Raw genomic sequence first — 16,938 nt, 5'->3', positions numbered from 1 at the left:
TCGTACTTGCTCGAAAACCAAGATTGAGGGTGAAGTGGGGGTTTGCAAGCTTGTTCGAAAAGAAGCCGTTGAAGTGGTTTGTAATACCGGGATCGGTGACGAGCCCATATGTTGGGTTTCGCCAAAATTGGTGGAAAGCCATTCTCTTCTGGTTGATCGTAGGAGCGCTGGGTTTTGCTGCGGGAAAATTCTTGGAAGCGGTACAAATTGCACGAATTCAGAACGATCCACATACCACGGCGAAGATCATTCGAACCTAGCAAGAAACGCGCGGCAAATCTTCCCGATCTGAAAAAATGGCCCGAATTGCCTTCACCGTAATCAGCAACGATAAGGCCATCGCCTGCGAACAGTCTATTGCGACTGATAATTTACCACCAAGCTTGCAAAACGTGGGTGCTGAGATTGACATCATTCCTAACGGATTGAGCTGTTACGACCCGATAATCCCGATACTGTTCTATCAAACACATTCGCGTCCATAAACTTCCATATTTATGGTTGCCTTCTGCATCGTGCAGTATCTGCTTTCGTACAGGCATTTAAATCTAAAGACGTGGAGGCAAAATTGATATCTGAACACAACGAAAAAAATTCCTCCGTGCAGACGCCATCATCGGCCTTGCAAACTCACAGATGGGAGCAGCAACCCGTGGCGAAGTGAGTTCATCCTGCATGTATGCTACGGCGCGGTTCGATGCATTCATAAGCGCGGCTGGCCAGTCAAGTAGTGCGGAATTGAAAGCCGCAAAGCAGAGACCATCGACTATTTTGTCAAACAGTATCGCGCCATGCTGGATGAAAATATCGAAGATCACATCGAACGGTTCGAAGAATTAACTGGACGTTAGAGAGCTGGCAGAAGGCCACGCGACTCAGACCGTCGGATGACATGCGAATTACCGGTTCCAGCGTCAGCCGACGAAAGGCTTGAACAAGATTAGCACCATGAGATGCAGTTCGCCAATGCCGGTTTAGCATCCGATCCAGAGGTGCACATGGCGTTAAGGCAGAACGAGGAACAAAGGCGGAAAGCGGCAGCTACTATTCTAGCCAATATGGAGAGCTTAGCTGACCGCGTAACCTAGTGGGATACATTCAAACCCAGAGAGCGTGTTGCTTCCGACGCAGAGAGCCTGCAAGCCATATAGCGTGGGTCTAGAAACTGAGTGCGTTTCCACATACCCGTACTTCTCTAAATTAATTAAGTGAACTGAAGAATGAAGAATATTCCTCGTGATACCACAGACAGCGCAGCCCCTTTGCGCATTGAGCTTGACCAGATTTATTGCGGTTCGGTCGTGCTGCAAATAACGGTCGACAATGAAGTCATCACGACGGCTTTTGACGATTTTGCAGAAGTATCCGTTAGTTGACGGCATCCAGCTGGCCGTCACTCAGAATTTGATCGAGTTCTGAAGTTGTGGGGAAAGCGGAGCGTGTACCAACTTTCGATATAGTGATTGCCGCTGCCTGAGACGCATGTTCGAGCGCTTTTCTATCGAGTTGGCAGCCGCGTTTTAAAGATGATGCCAAAGAGACGGACATGAACGTATCGCCAGCTCCGGTCGTATCGACAACCATACCAGGTGATGCAGCCACTACGATAGTTTCCCGCCTGTTCACCAGCAAGGCACCTTCACTCCCCAAAGTTAGAACCACCTCTTGAATTCCTTTTTGCAGGAGATATTTGGCGGCAGCTTCACCTTCAGCACCTGTTAAAGCCTGCGCTTCCCCGCGATTGAGAAACACTATATCCACCAACGCCCAAATATCCGAGAAAAATGACCGCTGTGGCGACGGATTGAAGGCGGTGATCATGCCAAGCGATTTAGCGAATTGAAGAATTCCTACCGTCGCCTCGGGGGAAAGATTTCCCTGCAGAATGGCAAGATTGCCTGGTTTGGCTTCCGCCAGAGCGGGCGCAACATGTGAAGCGCATAGCCTTTGAGCAGAGTCCGTTGTCGTAACGATCGCATTTTCTCCGTCCGGCAGGCGGAAAATAAGAGAAATGTCGCTCGATATCCCCTCAATGCTGATGAGTTCGCTGGTCAAGGGCTCCCCCTGAAGATGTTTGCGGATCGTTGCAGCTCTCGAATCCTGCCCCACCGGAGCCACAAGTACCGTGGGAATGCCGCAGCGCGCCATTACGACAGCCTGGTTTGTCCCCTTCCCTCCGAGATCGTGCGCGCCCACATGCCCAAGGATCGAAGCGCCGGAGATAGGAAGCTCATCGACAATGATCGTTTCATCCATGGCAATATTGCCGATTACATAGGCACGCATGCGGTCACTTCCTTGAAGTCAGAGATATGGCGCGTCGTGAAAATCAATTTCAAGCTGCATCGCGTAGCCAAAAATACTGCTTAGCCGGACGCACAAGCCTTCAGGGAGCCCCTCCTCACCTGCCATATCGAGCTGATCCCTGAGCCACGTGGCCTGATCCGCAAATGCCTGATCCACATGCATTGCAACCCATTCCTTTAAAAGCGGATCACTGATGTTGCAGGCAGACGCCTCCTTCGACCAAGTCCAGTACATCCATTCTGCCGCAAACATTGCTGCGATAATATCGAGAAACTCACCATCCTTGGCGATGGCCAGCATGCTCGAACAAAAGTTTTTGACGGCCGGTATACTGGTATCGAACGATGAGGGATCGATGCGACGGCTGGCAAAGGTCCGCTCGAAATAAGCAATCTGGTCATTTGCAAGAGCGATAACGACTGCTGCAAGCCAGCGCTTTTGCTCGATGGTCTGCGCTTTTGCCACCGAGAAAGCGAAGATGGAAATTGCCGTATCAACAAAAGCCCCCTCATAAACGAGGTAGCGCTCGAATACAGTATTGCTCAATACATCGTTCTTGATGTCCACGACAAAGCGATGATTGATCATCTCTTCAAGAACGCCCGCGTTTTCGCGAAGAATACGTTCGGAGAGGGTTTCGGTTGCCATCGGTTCAGGCCTCCAAACCTGGCTCCGCCGCCTTGCGGAATGCCTTTACGCGATCGATATCCACCGCATTCCACCACACGCCATCATACTTGAGTGATGAGGCAACAATAACGCCATTGGTGCGACCAAGAATATCTACGATATTGTCCTTGGTTACGCCGGATCCAACGAGCAGTGGAAGGTGCGTAGCAGAGCCGATTTCGTCGATCTCTTCCATCGTTGCACTGTTTCCCGTCCGCTGGCCTGTAGCAATGATGCCATCTGCATCAAAGAATGCCAGATCGCGGGTTAGTTCCTCGATTGAACGGTCGGCAACAATAGCATGGCTGCCGTGTTTGACGTGGCTGTCGGCAAATACCTTGATGTGCTCTGCCCGCAGCATGGAACGGTAACGCATGGCTTCGGCGGCGCGTCCTTCCATGAACCCTTCATTCGCCACATAGGCATTGGCCCACTGGTTGACGCGGATGAATTTTGCTCCGCCTGCCATGGCAATGGCGAATGCCGGAATTGGTGCATTGGCAAGGACATTGATCCCAAGTGGAACGCCAATGGCGCTTGCGATACGGTCCGTCACCACGGACATGAAACCCGTTGTTTCAGGACCGATATCGTCCGGCTTCGAAAATGGAATGTCGCCGTGGTTTTCGATGACCAGACCATGCAAGCCGCCTTCAATGCAAGCTTCGGCATCGCGCATGCACGCGTCATAGATCACATTCATATCGGCGCCCCTATATCGTGGAGAACCGGGAAATGCCGGGCAATGGATCATCCCGATGAGCACCTTATTGGTGCCGAATATTTCCTGCACAGCATTGGATTCGCGATCCGATATTGCTTGCATGTTTTTCCCTTTCATGGAGACTTCATATCTGTCTGCTGGTTGCCCCAGACGCCTGTCTTCAGTCGCGCGTTAGCCAACCGAGAATGTTTTTCCAAAGCCTGCCATAACCTTCCCACTCGCAGAATGCAGGCGATAGCCAATGCGGGCCAATATCCGATGTCCATGCCGCGGTCTTACCTTTGCCGAAACGTCCGAGAACCAGAAGCGGATGCCCGCCCTGATCGTCAGGCAGGCGCGCGATTACCTCCACATCTTCCCGTTCTCGAAGCTCGACCTCGTTGACACCGAGAAGCAACGGCCATTCGCCATCGAGCCCGGCCATAACTGGGTGATCCGGTAGTTCGATCTTCGGCGTCGTTCCTTCCGGTATCTCGACACGATCGTCGTAAGGAAGGCAGGTAACAGGAAGGACGTCTTCCACCGCAGTGCGCCGCCAGCGGGCCTTCCCATCAATGCCTTGAAAGGAGAAGTATCCGCCAACCATCAAGAGCGAGCCGCCCTTTTCGACCCAGGCCTTGATCAGCTTGAGGCGGTTGGGGACTGTACGGGAATGCAGCCAGACATCAGGTGGCAACAGCAGCGAGTTTGCACCTATGTCGGAAAGGATGATGACGTTATACACGTCCAGACCGGCCATTTCGAAGGGAAATTTCTCAACCGCTTCGTGCGCGGGCATGTAGGTCAGTTCGAAATCGCTACCCGCGAGCGCCTTGACCAATGGTTCGGCACCAAGATGAAAGGTAACGCTGCCGAACTGATCAAAACCTTTGTAATGTGTTGCAGAACTAACCCAGCTCTCGCCAACGAGCAGTACTTTCTTTGTCATCGTCTTACCATTCTTTCTTAAAATTTCCGGGTCTTTCCCAAGAATCTGGGCAGGCAACTCGCGTTAAATACCTGCGTGAAAAACTGAGCGGGGGTTGGCTCGCATCATTTGATCGAGAGCCGCTTTATCCAGACCGTGGCGTTGCAGCCGCGGCAGAAAATGACGCAAGACATAGGCATAGCCATTGCCACCGTATCGGGTCAGCATCATCTTGAGGAAAACGTCGTGCGACAGCAGCACCCGGTCGAGATGACCGACATCTGCGAGGCGGACAATGGCCCGTGCTGCCTCTTCATCACTTGGACACTGGACCTGCTGATCAGCATAGAAGAAGTCCATGCCGATCATATCATATTCGAGGAAAGCGCCGCGGGCGGCGAGTTCGCTCTGATAAGCAAAATCGTCATGGGAAGGGTTCATATGGCACAGAACGGTATGCCGCAGGTTCGCACCCTCTTCCGCAACGATATCGAGGACGCGGTGGCCCAACCTGAACCAGCCAGGCAGATGCACCATAAGCGGCAGGCCGGTTCGCACCTGCGCCTGAGCAGCGCCACGCAATGACTTCTCTTCATCGGCGGTGAAATCCGAAGAGACGCCGATTTCGCCGATCAATCCAATCCTGACATCGGTCCCGTCCACTCCCTCCACCGCCTCGCGGACAATCTCCGTCGCTATATTTTCAACGGTCATTGCCGCAACCTCAGGGGGGTGCGAGGAGCCAAGATAATATCCGGCTCCCATCACCACATTGAGGCCGGACGCCTTGGCAATGCGCCTCAAGGCAAGCGGGTTCCGGCCGATACCCCGGCAGGTTGGCTCTACAACTGTCTGCCCACCCTCAGCGACAAAGGCCTTCAGCTCCGTTACCGCCAGCGGTTCATCATCAAGCGTAATATTATGCTTGTTGACGAAAGGATCCTGCTTCAACTCGCCCAGTATTTCGATGCAGACAAAACCGCCTGCAAGATATTGGCGCTCCGGGGTCTTCGGCGCATGCCACCAGCACCGGCAGTCGTTCAGAATATGCTCATGCATCAAGGTAATGCCAAGCTTCTCCGAGGCTATCGGGCCGTTGACGGTCATCACCTTGCCGGAATGGATATGGGCTTCCGAGAGATCTTTGCTCATGGAAGTCAGCCTTTTCTGCCGAACCGGAAATTCGCGGTGAATATCCGGGTATTCAACCAGATGGCGACAAGGATAATTGCGCCTGTGACGATCTGTGTGAAGAAGGGCGAGATGTGCATCAGGATCAAGCCATTGCCGATGACCGCAATGGTGAACGTTCCAAGCACCGTGCCTATGATTGTCCCCCGGCCGCCCATCAAGGAAGTTCCCCCGAGAACGACAGCGGCAATCACTTGTAGTTCAAAACCCACAGCAGCGTTGGACGAGCCTGACCCCAGCCGCGCTGCAATCAGCAGACCCGCGATCGCACATGCCACGCCAGAAATGATGTACACTGATGCGATGATCCACCTGGCAGGCATGCCGACACGGCGGGCAGCTTCCATGTTGGAGCCGACGGCCACAACCTGACGTCCGTATTTTGTCGACCGGATCGCTACATAACCTAGAAAGGAAATAACGACGGCAATGATCGCGGGTACCGGAAACCCGGCGACGATACCCCGTCCCAAAGCAAAGAACCCCGGCGCATCCTGAATTGGGATAGAATAACCTTGGGTGAGATAAAGGGCAAAGCCACGCAGAATCGAGAGTCCTGCCAGCGTGACGATAAATGCCGGGATGCCCTGATAGGCAATGAACCAGCCCTGTGCAAATCCTAATCCACCGCCCAGTGCGATCATTGCAACCACCACAACCGGCCACGGAAAGCCCATCGCCATCACAACAGCAGCGACTGCATTGATCAGCGCAACCTGGGAGCCAACGGAAAGATCAATGCCTCCGGTGATGATGACGAAGGTCATGGCGATGGCGACAATCAAGATCGGAGCAGCCTGCCGGATGATATTGAGAATGTTTCCGGAGGTTAGAAAAGTCTCGCTGCCAACTGAAAAGAAGATCATGCAGGCGGCAAAAAACACAGCAATCGAAAGAACCTGCGCATGTTCGCCGAAGAAATCTGCAATGCGCGACCCCTGGCCACGCTCTGTATAAACGGTCATTGTCTGGCTCCCTCACCGACAATCAGCTTCACGAGGTCTTCAAGATTAGTGCCGCCGATCTGCCGCTCGGCAACCTTCGTGCCCTCGTACATGACGGCAATCCGGTCACAGACCCGAAAGAGGTCTTGAAGACGATGTGTAATGAGAATGACCGAGACGCCCTGCGCCTTGACTCGGTTGATCAGTGCCAGCACCGCTTCAACCTCGGCAACTGCAAGTGCCGATGTAGGCTCGTCCATGATCAAGACCTTGGGCTTGAACGATGCGGCGCGGGCAATGGCAATCGCCTGGCGCTGCCCGCCTGAGAGTTGCGCGACCTTACCCGTCAGCTTTGGAATTCTGATTTCCAAAGCGTCCAGCATCGCGCGCGCTTCGGTCAGCATTTTCCTGCTGTCGAGAAACATGCCCTTGCTGAGTTCACGGCCCAAAAAGAGATTGCCGACAACGTCGATCTGGTCACAGAGGCTGAGATCCTGAAATACCATTTCGATGTGCCGATTGCGCGCATCGGCGGGTCCGGACAGACGAACTTCCTCGCCTTCGATCGCCATCGTGCCGCCATCGGGAATATAGGTTCCTGAGATGATCTTGGTTAAGGTGGATTTCCCTGCCGCATTGTCGCCGACCAATCCAAGGCATTCGCCAGGAAAGATATCTAGATCGACACCGCGTAAGGCTTGGTGCGAACCAAAGGATTTACGGATACCGCGCAACGAGACGCGGGGATTGGAATCAGTCTCGCCGCTTGTTCCACCTCCGGAGGGAACGCCCCCTCCGGAGTGAACGACGGCCGCTACCTGCCGGCCGTTCTGGTTCATTTGAAGACAGCCCTGTATGGATCGACATTGGCTTTTGTCACGATGGTAATCGGCACGGAAATGTTCTGATCAACAGCCTGGCCGGCAGCCACCTTCTGCAAGGCATCCACAGCCGCTGCTCCCATTGCCGACGGGTCCTGCTGGATGACAGCTGCAACGAATCCGGCATCAATGCCTGCAATGGCTTCCGCCGTCAGATCCCAACCGAAGACCTTGATCGTATCCTGCTTGCCCTGGCTTTGAACAGCAGCAATGGCTCCCATAAGCGCCGGTTCGCCTGTCGCGTAGATCGCAGTCAGGTCAGGATTGGCGGTGATAAGGTTTTCTGCCGCCGAAAGCGCATTGTCCTGAACGTTCTGTCCATCAACGACTCCGGCAAGCTCGATACCATCAGTACCCTTGATCGTCTTTTCAAAACCTTCCTGACGGACATTCTGAATGTAGGAGTTCAACGCTCCAACGACGCCGATCTTTGCTTTGCCGGCCATGTTTGTCTTGACGTAGTCAAGGAAGAACTTGCCCATGTCGGCACCCGCCGTCGCGTTGTCCACGCCGATCTGCGCTTTTTGCGGGCCCGCCGGCAAGATGGCATCGATAGCGACAACGGGAATACCCGCATCCGCTGCCTGCTTGACTGCAGGCATCAGTCCGTTGACGTCGATAGCGACTACAGCAAGGCCAGAAACCTTTTCCTGAATATAGGTTTCGATAGCGCTGTTCTGTGCCGTTGGTTCATTATTGGAGTTGAAAATCACCAGCTTCACACCAGCTGCATCGGCCGCTTTCTGTGCGCCTTCGTTCATCTGGTTGAAGAAAAGCGCCTGCTGGTTGATCTGAACCAGCGCGATCGTCTTTTTCTCCTGAGCCACGGAGGCCGAAACGGCACAGCTTAATATGGTAAACCCTGCCAGCGCGATCATCATTCTTCTTGTTAGATTCAAAGTCATGTTCTCATCCTCTGTTGTTTTTAGCCGTCGCTTTTTTGTTATTTCGCTGGCGGAGCAACGGAGTTCCGCACCACGATTTCGACAGGCAAAAGCTCTTCCGAAGCGGAGGGTTTCCACTCTTGCCAGTTTGTCTCCAGAAGCAGTTCCAATGCCCGGCTGCCAAGCTGCCGGACTGGCTGGCGGATCACCGTCAGCGGAGGCGAGAAGAGATGCAGGGGCCCGACATCATCGAAACCGATCATCGATACGTCGCCCGGAACTGAGACGCCCCTATCTTTGAACACTTCCAGCATGCCAATGGCGATTTCATCCGAGCTGGCAAAAATCGCGGTGGCCTCATGGCGTTCTTCAAGGAAACGCAACGCAGCCTGACGGCCGTAATTGATGGTATATTCACCGGCGTAGCGGTCCACCCGGGCCAGACCTGCATGGTGCTCGCGAAGAGCTCTCATCACGCCATCGAAACGGCGACGCGCACTAATCATGCGCTCATCTCCACCGATAAACAGGACATGCCTGTGCCCATGGCCAGCCAGATGCAGTCCAGCAAGATATCCGCCATGATCATTGTCACAGAAAAGCTTTGGCGCTTTGGAGCCAGGGATATCTTCGTCAACCACAATGACCTTGCTGGAACGATTGATCAGATTAGCAAGCGCGCCGTCGTCAGGATGGTTTGTGACAAAAATCAAGCCATCGACATGATTCCGCTCGATGAGCTGGAGATATTCTATTTCCCGGCCCGGTCGGTTAAGCGTTGCATGCAGCGAAACAGCCAATTTTTTCTCGTCCGCCGCCTGCTCTACCGCTGCCACGAATGTAGAGAAGAATGGATTGGCGATTTCCGGTACTACCAGACCAATCGTATCGGAGCGCCCCATGCTCAACCGCCGCGCATGTGGGTTTGGAACGTATTTGAGCGTGGTGATCGCATCTTCGATGCGTTTCTTGGTGTTGTGGGGCAGATCAAGGCTGCCATTTACGAAGCGCGAGATCGTCGTCACTGACACACCCGCAGCGGCAGCCACATCTTTCAAACTTGGCATCGTTCGCTTAACCAAGAGCAAAACCCCATTGTAAAGCGGTTTAGTAAACCGATTTACAAGAATGATATCACTTTCCGTTGGTTGTCAATTACGTTTTTTTTGCAGCTTTTAAATTATTCCGCACACCACGACGTTCATCGTCGCCAGTACGCTGTCGCTGACTCAGCTCTCAAGCAAACCAGCACCACCGGCTGAATGGACTGTCTCCAACCAGGTACACTTTGTCCTAGTCACCTTGACCACGACGCGATGCACGGGTGATTGAACTCACCCCGGTCCCTCTAAAAAGTTTGTCTTGACGGCTTTCAACAGTGAGGCGACACTTGCAACCATGGCAGGACAAGAGAAAACGATGGATGAGCCAAACCGCTGGCGTCACATGGCGAGCGCACCAAAAGACGGCAGTCGCATCCTTGTAACAATCCGTCCATCCGAACAGGGACAGGCGGAAGTTGATCTTGCTTACTGGTCTAATGGTGATCAGTTCAGTGCTGAAGGTTGGCGCGCCTCCGATTCCTCACCCGGCCGCGTCGTCGAATATGCCGAACCGGAACTGAAGTGCTGGATGCCGATGCCCTCAGCTAATCTGAATCGTACATCCATGCCCCTACCTTGGGAAGGCGACGACGCCAAGCAGCTTGACGGTTCAGGAATTTAAGCACTCGCGTCGATTCGAAAACCCGACATATTGAGCGTTCGAGCGAAGGGCTGCTTTTCCCATCCCGACTGGTCATTGAATGGCTACATCATCTTCGGCAGCGCGATTGCCAACGCATCCACAGCAATGCGTACCTTTAACGATAAATGAGGCGTCTGCAGCCACATCGCATAGCAATCGTAAGGCAGTCCGGGCTGATCGGATAAGAGTTGGACAAGCGTCCCCTCTTGCAGACGGTCCCGCACCAGCCAGCTTGGCAGCCAGGCCAGTCCCATCCCGCTGCTGGCAGCGTCGGCAATAGCATCGAGGTCGTCGAGACGTATTCGATTGATCGGCACCAGCGTCTCGCCTCCCGGAAAACTCCATGAGGGTATCCGGCCAGAACGGCGGTACATGACGGCCTGGTGTTGATTGAGATCAATAATCTGTTCAGGTTTGCCATGCTTTTCGAGATAAGACGGCGACCCGCATACGATCATTTCTTGACGTGCGATACGGCGCGCGATGACACCGGCCCTGTCTTCAGGGACACCCGTTCTAACCGCCAGATCGAAACCGTTTTCCGCAAGATCGTAAAAGTCATCATTATAGGATAAATCTAGCTCCAACGCGGGATATTTCCGCGCCAGTTCCAGCAAGACAGGCGTTACGCAACGGCGCCCGAAATGCACCGGCATCGTCACGCGCAATTTTCCGCGAGGCTCCAAAAGCTGATCAGCCGCCTGTGCATCGGTTGCATCCACTTCGGCAAGAATAATGCGGCAACTCTCATAATAGACATGTCCAAAATCCGTCAGACTTTGGCGGCGTGTCGTCCGGTTGAGGAGACGCAAACCAAGTCGCTCTTCGAGAAAGCGGATGTGCTTTCCAACCATTGGTCCCGACAGGCCGAGTTCTTCAGCGGCTGCCGCAAACGAGCCCAGATCTACGGCTTTAACAAATACAGCCATACTCAGAAGACGATCCATATTCGAAACTCTCAGTTTCTACTGCATTACTTTTAAGCATATTTATCGCCAATCCAACTCCTGTCATACCCTATTCAATTCAAATAATTTGGAGTTTTGACTTATGGCTCGCGTCGTTCGCTTTCATGAATTTGGTGGCCCGGAAGTTCTACGTATCGAAAACGTTAATCTACCAGCACTTGGCCGTGGCGAAGTAAGTCTTCGCGTTAAAGCACTGGGTCTCAATCGCGCTGAAACCCTGCTACGCATGGGACGCTACATTGAAACCCCATTATTGCCTTCAGGATTGGGACTGGAAGCTGCGGGTTTTGTCGAAACGGTCGGCGAAGGCGTAGATGATTTTGCACCAGGTGACATTGTCAGCGTTATTCCGCCCGTCTCAATGGTTCGTTGGCCTGCTTACGGCGATGTCGCAACTTTTCCAGCAAGGCTGCTCGTCAAGCATCCGCCATCGCTTGGCTGGGTAGAGGCTGCCGCTCTCTGGATGCAATATCTTACCGCCTATGGTGCTTTGATCGATATCGCCAGCTTGCATAAGAATGATTTTGTGGTCATCACCGCAGCATCCAGCAGCGTTGGACTCGCTGCAATCCAGATTGCAAACATGGTAGGCGCCACTCCAATTGCGGTTACTCGAACATCTAGCAAAGCGCGTGCATTGCTTGACCATGGGGCGGGCTACGTCATTGCCTCGCAAGAGGAGAATCTAGAGAGGCGCTTGGAGGAGATTACGCAGACCAAGGGCGTAAGGGTGGTGCTGGACGCTATTGGCGGCCCCATATTTGAACCACTGACCGCTGCAATGTGCGAGGGCGGCATTCTTATCGAATATGGCGGGTTAAGCAACGAACCCACCCCCTTTCCATTGTTCAATGTCCTAAGCAAACGACTAACGTTACGCGGTTATCTTGTTCACGAAGTTATCAATGATCAAGACAGATTGGATACTGCGAAGTCATTCATTCTGGCCGGGTTGGCATCTGGCGGTTTGCAGCCGGTCATCGCAAGAACATTTGCATTCGATGATATTATTGAAGCTCACCACTTTCTCCAGTCAAACCAGCAATTCGGCAAAATCGTCGTGACGCTTTGAGTATGCCTAGAATGTACGGATAATCCGCGTAACATCCTCGTTGAACTTCCCGATGATTTCCTGCGCGGCATCCCGCTCCTTGCGCAGCTCTCCCAGACGGTCTTCTTCTTCACCCATTTGCGCCAGATATCTGCTTTGAAGATCGCCATTGGGTACAGCTCGCAAGTTCTCGCGGGTACGATCCTGAGATTCAGCTACCTGATCATACTCTCGTTGAACGCGGTCAAGCGCCTCTTGGGCATCGACCTGCTTCATTCGGGCTTCCGCCAATTCTTTCAGCTTGGTTTTTACTTCCGGATCTTCCGCGGCATCAGCCCAACTTGTTATCATCTGAGGAGCGGCATCCGACAATGCAAATTCTTCAGCCTGAGTTTGCTCACTGACCGTTTCCACATTGCGCGTTTCGCCTGCCTTCAAGGCAATACGAACGCGGTCATGAGTCAGCGTCGAATCGGCGGTATTTTCGGCCCTGAATTTCCAGCCCGGGCGTTTCTCCTGCTCGATAAGCACAGTGCGATCACCATCAGCTGCACCATTCACTGTAAATATAGTAACTTCCCGTAACAGCGTCTTTGCATGAATGATTCCATCAACGACCTTTATCGAAGTGATCATCCTTTGAGGTTTCGTGTCGGCACCCACTGAAACCTTTTGATCAAGCGCAAAACTGGCAGCCCGCTTTTCGCCAGATGGCATTCCAGCTATCTGAGCATCTCCCACATAGCCGGACTTGCCATTATAGACGGTCAATATGCCTTGCGGAAAACTGGAACCACTATCATTTTCAAGCATGACAGAAGCTGTCGGGTGCTCACCACTGCGACCGACCTGATAGACCGAAACCATTTCAACCTTCACGTCCTTGTCCAGCAAAGGCACGGAAATTGTTTCGCCGTTCTTCAGATCAAATTGACCTGGAAGGGAGAAGTTGGACGTAACCTCCTGCTCCTCAATGGCGGTTTGCTGTGCGGCTGGAGCCATTTCGATTGGCCTTTGTGCCATCTGCATCTCTGGAGCCGGGGCTGCATAGCCGGCTGCCGCATCCTGCTCTTGTGCCAGCTTTTGTCTGCGAGCGGTGCCGAGACTTGCGATTGCAGGATTTTGCGCGGATGTATCGACGACAAGTTCAGCCCGGTCTTTCCAGTAGCGCCTGTGAAGCGCCTGCTTCAGCGTGACAGGCTTGCCCGACGAAAGCACGATAGAAACGTCGTTCCAATCTTCGCCGGAAGCGTTCTCGAATATGGCCCAGGCCTGTAGCCGCGCCGTGCCATTTTCACCCGTCACCATGCGGTAACTGGTTTTCCAGATCGGGGCCGAGACAACATATGAAATGTCTACGGTGCGGGTACCCTGCCCATCCAGCTCGATTTTAATTGTGCGGGAGCCATCCACGGCTCCCTTGCCTGCGACAAGAGTTGCGTCGGCTATTTTAGCGTTCAGAGTCTTGTCCAAAATTTCAACGGATACTGAACTGTCGAGCGGGACCGTCGTGATGTCTCCCTTGACGGTAAGTATGGAGAGAACCGCATTTTGTGCACCGTTTGCGCCGGTTTGATATTCGACACCAAGTATGCTGCCTTCGAGCTCGCGCGCTCCCGATATGCGGATGCCCGTGCCCTTTACGGCATTCAGCAATCGGGGAAGCGAGTTCAGATCATCAACGCTAAAGGGCAGTGTACGAAACGTTTCTTCCAGCGGATTAGGACCCGCCAATGAGAGATTTTTAACCTTGCCATTGGCATCTCTGATGATGAGACTTTTCAGGATGTCATCTACCTGATCCAGCGGAACATTGATCGTAATCTCGCTATTATCGCCAACATTGGCGGAGCGAACAATTTCCGACAGGCCGCCCGATGATAGCGTCACGGATTTTACGGGTCCATTCACGGCGGCCAATGCAGTCGTGCAGATCAACGGAAAAAGCAAAACCGGCAAAAGCTGACGTTTCAATGCCATGGACAGTTCTCCCCAATGTGTCGAAGTGACAATCACGCCCCTATCCGGGAAAGGTGAAGAATTTAAGATTTGGCAGGCTCAGTCTCAATCTTCTGCATTCTCTCGGCTGCTCGCGCAGCAAAAGATTCCGATCCGCTATCTTCTACGGGAAGGAAAATGCTGCAAAGGAAGCTTATTCCAGCGATGAAAATGAACAGACCCGCCAGCGGTGCCCACTGGACTCCATAGGTGTGAACGAGCCAGACACCGATAACCGGCGTAAGACCACTGAATATTGCACCGCTAAGTGAAGAGCATAGCGAGATGCCTGTATAACGCAGATGGACTGGAAACGCCCGGGTCAGAAACGGTGCCATAACTGCGTAATGGGCGGCGAGAAACACGGTTGCGACCAGAATAGCAATGTAAATATTGGTTAGATTACCGGTAATGATGAGCATCATCATTGGTACCGCAAAAAGCAATGCCGCTCCGGACATGGCAATCAGGAGAAAGCGCTCGCCAAACCGCGTAGCAATGTATGAACCGGCAGGAAATGCAAAGAGCTCAATAACGCCGACCCATGAAACAAGCTCCAGCATGTCAGAGCGGTTGATTCCAAGCGATGTTGTTGTGAATGTCATCATCAATGTGGTGATGAAATAGAAGCCTGCGACACCGAGCAGACAAAGTCCCATGCCAAGCACCAGCGACTTCTTTTTCGTGAGAAAAATTTCCTTGGCTGGGATGACGTTTTGTACCGTCTTCTCTTTTAATCGCTCTTCAAGCTCAGGACTCTCATTGATGCCCGCGCGAATGATGAAAGCAAAGATGATCAATATGCCGCTAAGCAGGAAGGGGATTCGCCAGCCCCAACTCAAAAAGTCTTCTTGCGGCAGATCAGACACTGTACGGAAGGCCAGCGTTGCAAGAATAAGCCCAATCGGGCTTCCATATTGCGGTGCTGAGGCGAGAAAAGTCCGCCAGCGAGGTGGAGCATGTTCGGCGGCAATCAGCACAGCACCACCCCACTCGCCCCCGACTGCCACGCCCTGTACGAGGCGCAGCAGCACAAGCATAACTGCCGCCGACATACCGATGGAGTGATAGCTGGGCAAAACACCGATCAGCACTGTTGCGGCGCCCATCAGCAGAAGAGTTATGATCAAAGAATTCTTGCGTCCGACCTTGTCGCCAAAATGGCCGAAAAGAAGCGCGCCGACAGGTCTTGCCACAAATCCAATAGCGAACGTGCCCAGGGACGCAAGCACCCCCATCACAGGATCTTGCGAGGCGAAGAAGACATCCCCGAAAACCAAAGCAGCAGCAGTGCCGTAAATATAAAAATCGTACCACTCAATCATGGTGCCGACAAAGGCACCTATTGCGGCACGAATTGGCTGGCGTTTTGCTGCGATCTGATTCATCTACTTTCCCCTATGATGATATAGTGACCGCAGTCACTCATATTGTTCTATTAGCCTGATAGGCGGCCATGAAACGTGGCGCAGCTTCCGATACGGCGCTGAGCGAATAACCACCTTCCTGCACGATTGCGGTAGGCAAGCCAGCGGCTCCCCAGATTGCTCCTATTTCGGCATAGGCCGCTGTCGTCACGGTAAGCCGGGAAAGTGGGTCTTCGTGGTGCGCATCCCATCCAGCTGAGATAACAAGCGCCGCAGCACCGTGATCGGCCACTGCGGCCGCTAGCCTGCGATTGGCATCAATGAAGGCATCATCACCGCTGCCTTCCGCCAGCGGTAAATTGAGGTTCGCACCAAGGCCGCTACCGGCGCCGATTTCATCCGCATAACCACTATAGTGGGGATAGTAGTTGGAAGGATCGGTATGGGTTGAACCAACGAAAACATCATCACGGCTGTAGAATATGGCCTGTGTTCCGTCGCCGTGATGTGTATCAAAATCAATGATTGCCACACGCTCGTGCTGCTGACGCAAATGTTGCGCAATGATTGCCGCATTGTTGAAGTAACAAAATCCTGCGGCGCGATCGACATAGGCATGATGGCCCGGAGGGCGGCAAAGAGCAAAGGCCGCCTTCTCGCCATTCAACAAAGCATTGGCAGCAGAGATCGCCGTTTGGGCAGAGGCATAAGCCGAAACATAAGTGCTTTCCATCATGGCGCAGGAAAGCCCGTTAATGTACCAGCCAGCCTGTCCAAGCACACCAACAGGTCTTGGTCTTGGACGGGTAGCGTAGTTTTGATCTGCGCCTTGATACGCACTCACATTCGGCAGAACTTCAGGGCCATGATTTGGCAGTTGCATGAACCGGTCATATGCCGTCTGTAAAAACTCGACATAGTGGTCCGCGTGAACGGCAAGTATGGGATTAAGTCCCGCGTCACCGGTCGCTTCTTGCGAAAGTCCAAGATCAGTCAGCGCTTTTATCAGGGTTTGGGCACGTTCCGGATTTTCCAGCGGGTCGGTAATTCGGCCATTTACCATATATTGTTTAGGCTGATGAGCCATTTGCTGGCTGGAAAAGAAAAGTTTCATGATGCTCATTTTCGATGCTATTTGCCGTGAGTCGGCTTAGAGCCTATTCGCTGGGGCCAACAATGCAAGTTTGGACTTGCAATAGTGATCAACGCGCTCTCGCTAACCTGCGATTGCTGGCTCCAATGTTGATCCATGATTGCTCTCCCGAACCATAACTGCAATGTCTAGGAGCTACGGAAGATTT

The 16,938-nt window shown here is 53.1% G+C and carries 16 protein-coding genes and 1 pseudogene; 4 read left to right on the top strand and 13 right to left on the bottom strand.

Features of this window, described 5'->3' with window-relative positions:
* Nucleotides 1-609: 609 nt before the first annotated feature.
* A pseudogene (locus tag AC6CHM_RS20610) lies at nucleotides 610-851 on the top strand (DUF3144 domain-containing protein); the annotation flags it as partial.
* 369 nt (nucleotides 852-1,220) lie between these two features.
* Nucleotides 1,221-1,376: a hypothetical protein gene (locus tag AC6CHM_RS20605; protein ID WP_162802605.1), complete on the top strand. Its 156-nt coding sequence runs from the start codon at nucleotides 1,221-1,223 to the stop codon at nucleotides 1,374-1,376.
* Here the strand turns inward: AC6CHM_RS20605 and AC6CHM_RS20600 are convergent.
* From AC6CHM_RS20600 to AC6CHM_RS20560, 9 genes are all read right to left on the bottom strand, one after another.
* Complete coding sequence (locus AC6CHM_RS20600; protein WP_498174530.1) at nucleotides 1,369-2,286, bottom strand: ribokinase; 918 nt, start codon at nucleotides 2,284-2,286, stop codon at nucleotides 1,369-1,371. The two genes, AC6CHM_RS20605 and AC6CHM_RS20600, sit on opposite strands and share 8 nt — an antisense overlap.
* Before the next feature lie 18 nt (nucleotides 2,287-2,304).
* On the bottom strand, nucleotides 2,305-2,955 hold the full coding sequence (locus tag AC6CHM_RS20595; RefSeq protein WP_354342888.1) for a TenA family protein: 651 nt from the start codon (nucleotides 2,953-2,955) through the stop codon (nucleotides 2,305-2,307).
* Nucleotides 2,956-2,959: 4 nt separating this feature from the next.
* Nucleotides 2,960-3,802: a BtpA/SgcQ family protein gene (locus AC6CHM_RS20590; protein ID WP_115054696.1), complete on the bottom strand. Its 843-nt coding sequence runs from the start codon at nucleotides 3,800-3,802 to the stop codon at nucleotides 2,960-2,962.
* Nucleotides 3,803-3,860: 58 nt separating this feature from the next.
* Nucleotides 3,861-4,628, bottom strand: coding sequence for a glutamine amidotransferase (locus AC6CHM_RS20585; RefSeq protein ID WP_307281991.1), 768 nt, complete (start codon nucleotides 4,626-4,628; stop codon nucleotides 3,861-3,863).
* 63 nt (nucleotides 4,629-4,691) lie between these two features.
* Nucleotides 4,692-5,759, bottom strand: coding sequence for a phosphotriesterase family protein (locus AC6CHM_RS20580; RefSeq protein WP_336440471.1), 1,068 nt, complete (start codon nucleotides 5,757-5,759; stop codon nucleotides 4,692-4,694).
* A gap of 5 nt (nucleotides 5,760-5,764) precedes the next feature.
* On the bottom strand, nucleotides 5,765-6,763 hold the full coding sequence (locus AC6CHM_RS20575; RefSeq protein ID WP_498174526.1) for an ABC transporter permease: 999 nt from the start codon (nucleotides 6,761-6,763) through the stop codon (nucleotides 5,765-5,767).
* Nucleotides 6,760-7,581 (bottom strand): ATP-binding cassette domain-containing protein, encoded by an 822-nt coding sequence (locus AC6CHM_RS20570; RefSeq protein ID WP_498174524.1) that lies wholly within the window; start codon nucleotides 7,579-7,581, stop codon nucleotides 6,760-6,762. Before AC6CHM_RS20570 ends, AC6CHM_RS20575 begins: the two co-directional genes overlap by 4 nt.
* A complete protein-coding gene (locus tag AC6CHM_RS20565) occupies nucleotides 7,578-8,528 on the bottom strand; it encodes an ABC transporter substrate-binding protein (protein ID WP_498174522.1) in 951 nt (316 codons plus the stop codon). Before AC6CHM_RS20565 ends, AC6CHM_RS20570 begins: the two co-directional genes overlap by 4 nt.
* A 38-nt stretch (nucleotides 8,529-8,566) precedes the next feature.
* Nucleotides 8,567-9,589, bottom strand: coding sequence for a LacI family DNA-binding transcriptional regulator (locus AC6CHM_RS20560; RefSeq protein ID WP_498174519.1), 1,023 nt, complete (start codon nucleotides 9,587-9,589; stop codon nucleotides 8,567-8,569).
* Between the two features lie 337 nt (nucleotides 9,590-9,926).
* Here AC6CHM_RS20560 and AC6CHM_RS20555 point away from each other — a divergent pair, with 337 nt between their 5' ends.
* The gene (locus AC6CHM_RS20555) at nucleotides 9,927-10,232 is read left to right on the top strand and encodes a hypothetical protein (RefSeq protein WP_498174517.1); all 306 of its coding nucleotides are present in this window, start codon (nucleotides 9,927-9,929) and stop codon (nucleotides 10,230-10,232) included.
* Nucleotides 10,233-10,315: 83 nt separating this feature from the next.
* On the opposite strand, the gene AC6CHM_RS20550 is transcribed toward AC6CHM_RS20555, so the two are convergent.
* A complete protein-coding gene (locus AC6CHM_RS20550; protein WP_498174515.1) occupies nucleotides 10,316-11,200 on the bottom strand; it encodes a LysR family transcriptional regulator in 885 nt (294 codons plus the stop codon).
* A gap of 103 nt (nucleotides 11,201-11,303) precedes the next feature.
* On the opposite strand from AC6CHM_RS20550, the gene AC6CHM_RS20545 reads away from it, so the two are divergent.
* Nucleotides 11,304-12,293 (top strand): zinc-dependent alcohol dehydrogenase family protein, encoded by a 990-nt coding sequence (locus AC6CHM_RS20545; protein ID WP_498174513.1) that lies wholly within the window; start codon nucleotides 11,304-11,306, stop codon nucleotides 12,291-12,293.
* 6 nt (nucleotides 12,294-12,299) lie between these two features.
* On the opposite strand, the gene AC6CHM_RS20540 is transcribed toward AC6CHM_RS20545, so the two are convergent.
* From AC6CHM_RS20540 to AC6CHM_RS20530, 3 genes are all read right to left on the bottom strand, one after another.
* Nucleotides 12,300-14,252 (bottom strand): DUF4139 domain-containing protein, encoded by a 1,953-nt coding sequence (locus tag AC6CHM_RS20540; protein WP_498174511.1) that lies wholly within the window; start codon nucleotides 14,250-14,252, stop codon nucleotides 12,300-12,302.
* A 62-nt stretch (nucleotides 14,253-14,314) separates the two neighbouring features.
* On the bottom strand, nucleotides 14,315-15,658 hold the full coding sequence (locus tag AC6CHM_RS20535; protein WP_115054686.1) for an MFS transporter: 1,344 nt from the start codon (nucleotides 15,656-15,658) through the stop codon (nucleotides 14,315-14,317).
* Between the two features lie 37 nt (nucleotides 15,659-15,695).
* Nucleotides 15,696-16,760 (bottom strand): histone deacetylase family protein, encoded by a 1,065-nt coding sequence (locus AC6CHM_RS20530; protein ID WP_498174508.1) that lies wholly within the window; start codon nucleotides 16,758-16,760, stop codon nucleotides 15,696-15,698.
* Between the last annotated feature and the right edge of the window lie 178 nt (nucleotides 16,761-16,938).

The organism is Phyllobacterium sp. GQ127 (assembly GCF_059758635.1).
This window is presented reverse-complemented; position numbering and strand designations above follow the sequence as displayed.

Excerpts from the sequence above, each read along its gene's own strand:
- AC6CHM_RS20605 (WP_162802605.1), top strand. The coding sequence starts at position 1,221 with ATGAAGAATATTCCTCGTGATACCACAGACAGCGCAGCCCCTTTGCGC.
- AC6CHM_RS20600 (WP_498174530.1), bottom strand. The coding sequence starts at position 2,286 with ATGCGTGCCTATGTAATCGGCAATATTGCCATGGATGAAACGATCATT.
- AC6CHM_RS20595 (WP_354342888.1), bottom strand. The coding sequence starts at position 2,955 with ATGGCAACCGAAACCCTCTCCGAACGTATTCTTCGCGAAAACGCGGGC.
- AC6CHM_RS20590 (WP_115054696.1), bottom strand. The coding sequence starts at position 3,802 with ATGCAAGCAATATCGGATCGCGAATCCAATGCTGTGCAGGAAATATTC.
- AC6CHM_RS20585 (WP_307281991.1), bottom strand. The coding sequence starts at position 4,628 with ATGACAAAGAAAGTACTGCTCGTTGGCGAGAGCTGGGTTAGTTCTGCA.
- AC6CHM_RS20580 (WP_336440471.1), bottom strand. The coding sequence starts at position 5,759 with ATGAGCAAAGATCTCTCGGAAGCCCATATCCATTCCGGCAAGGTGATG.
- AC6CHM_RS20575 (WP_498174526.1), bottom strand. The coding sequence starts at position 6,763 with ATGACCGTTTATACAGAGCGTGGCCAGGGGTCGCGCATTGCAGATTTC.
- AC6CHM_RS20570 (WP_498174524.1), bottom strand. The coding sequence starts at position 7,581 with ATGAACCAGAACGGCCGGCAGGTAGCGGCCGTCGTTCACTCCGGAGGG.
- AC6CHM_RS20565 (WP_498174522.1), bottom strand. The coding sequence starts at position 8,528 with ATGACTTTGAATCTAACAAGAAGAATGATGATCGCGCTGGCAGGGTTT.
- AC6CHM_RS20555 (WP_498174517.1), top strand. The coding sequence starts at position 9,927 with ATGGATGAGCCAAACCGCTGGCGTCACATGGCGAGCGCACCAAAAGAC.
- AC6CHM_RS20550 (WP_498174515.1), bottom strand. The coding sequence starts at position 11,200 with ATGGATCGTCTTCTGAGTATGGCTGTATTTGTTAAAGCCGTAGATCTG.
- AC6CHM_RS20545 (WP_498174513.1), top strand. The coding sequence starts at position 11,304 with ATGGCTCGCGTCGTTCGCTTTCATGAATTTGGTGGCCCGGAAGTTCTA.
- AC6CHM_RS20540 (WP_498174511.1), bottom strand. The coding sequence starts at position 14,252 with ATGGCATTGAAACGTCAGCTTTTGCCGGTTTTGCTTTTTCCGTTGATC.
- AC6CHM_RS20535 (WP_115054686.1), bottom strand. The coding sequence starts at position 15,658 with ATGAATCAGATCGCAGCAAAACGCCAGCCAATTCGTGCCGCAATAGGT.
- AC6CHM_RS20530 (WP_498174508.1), bottom strand. The coding sequence starts at position 16,760 with ATGAGCATCATGAAACTTTTCTTTTCCAGCCAGCAAATGGCTCATCAG.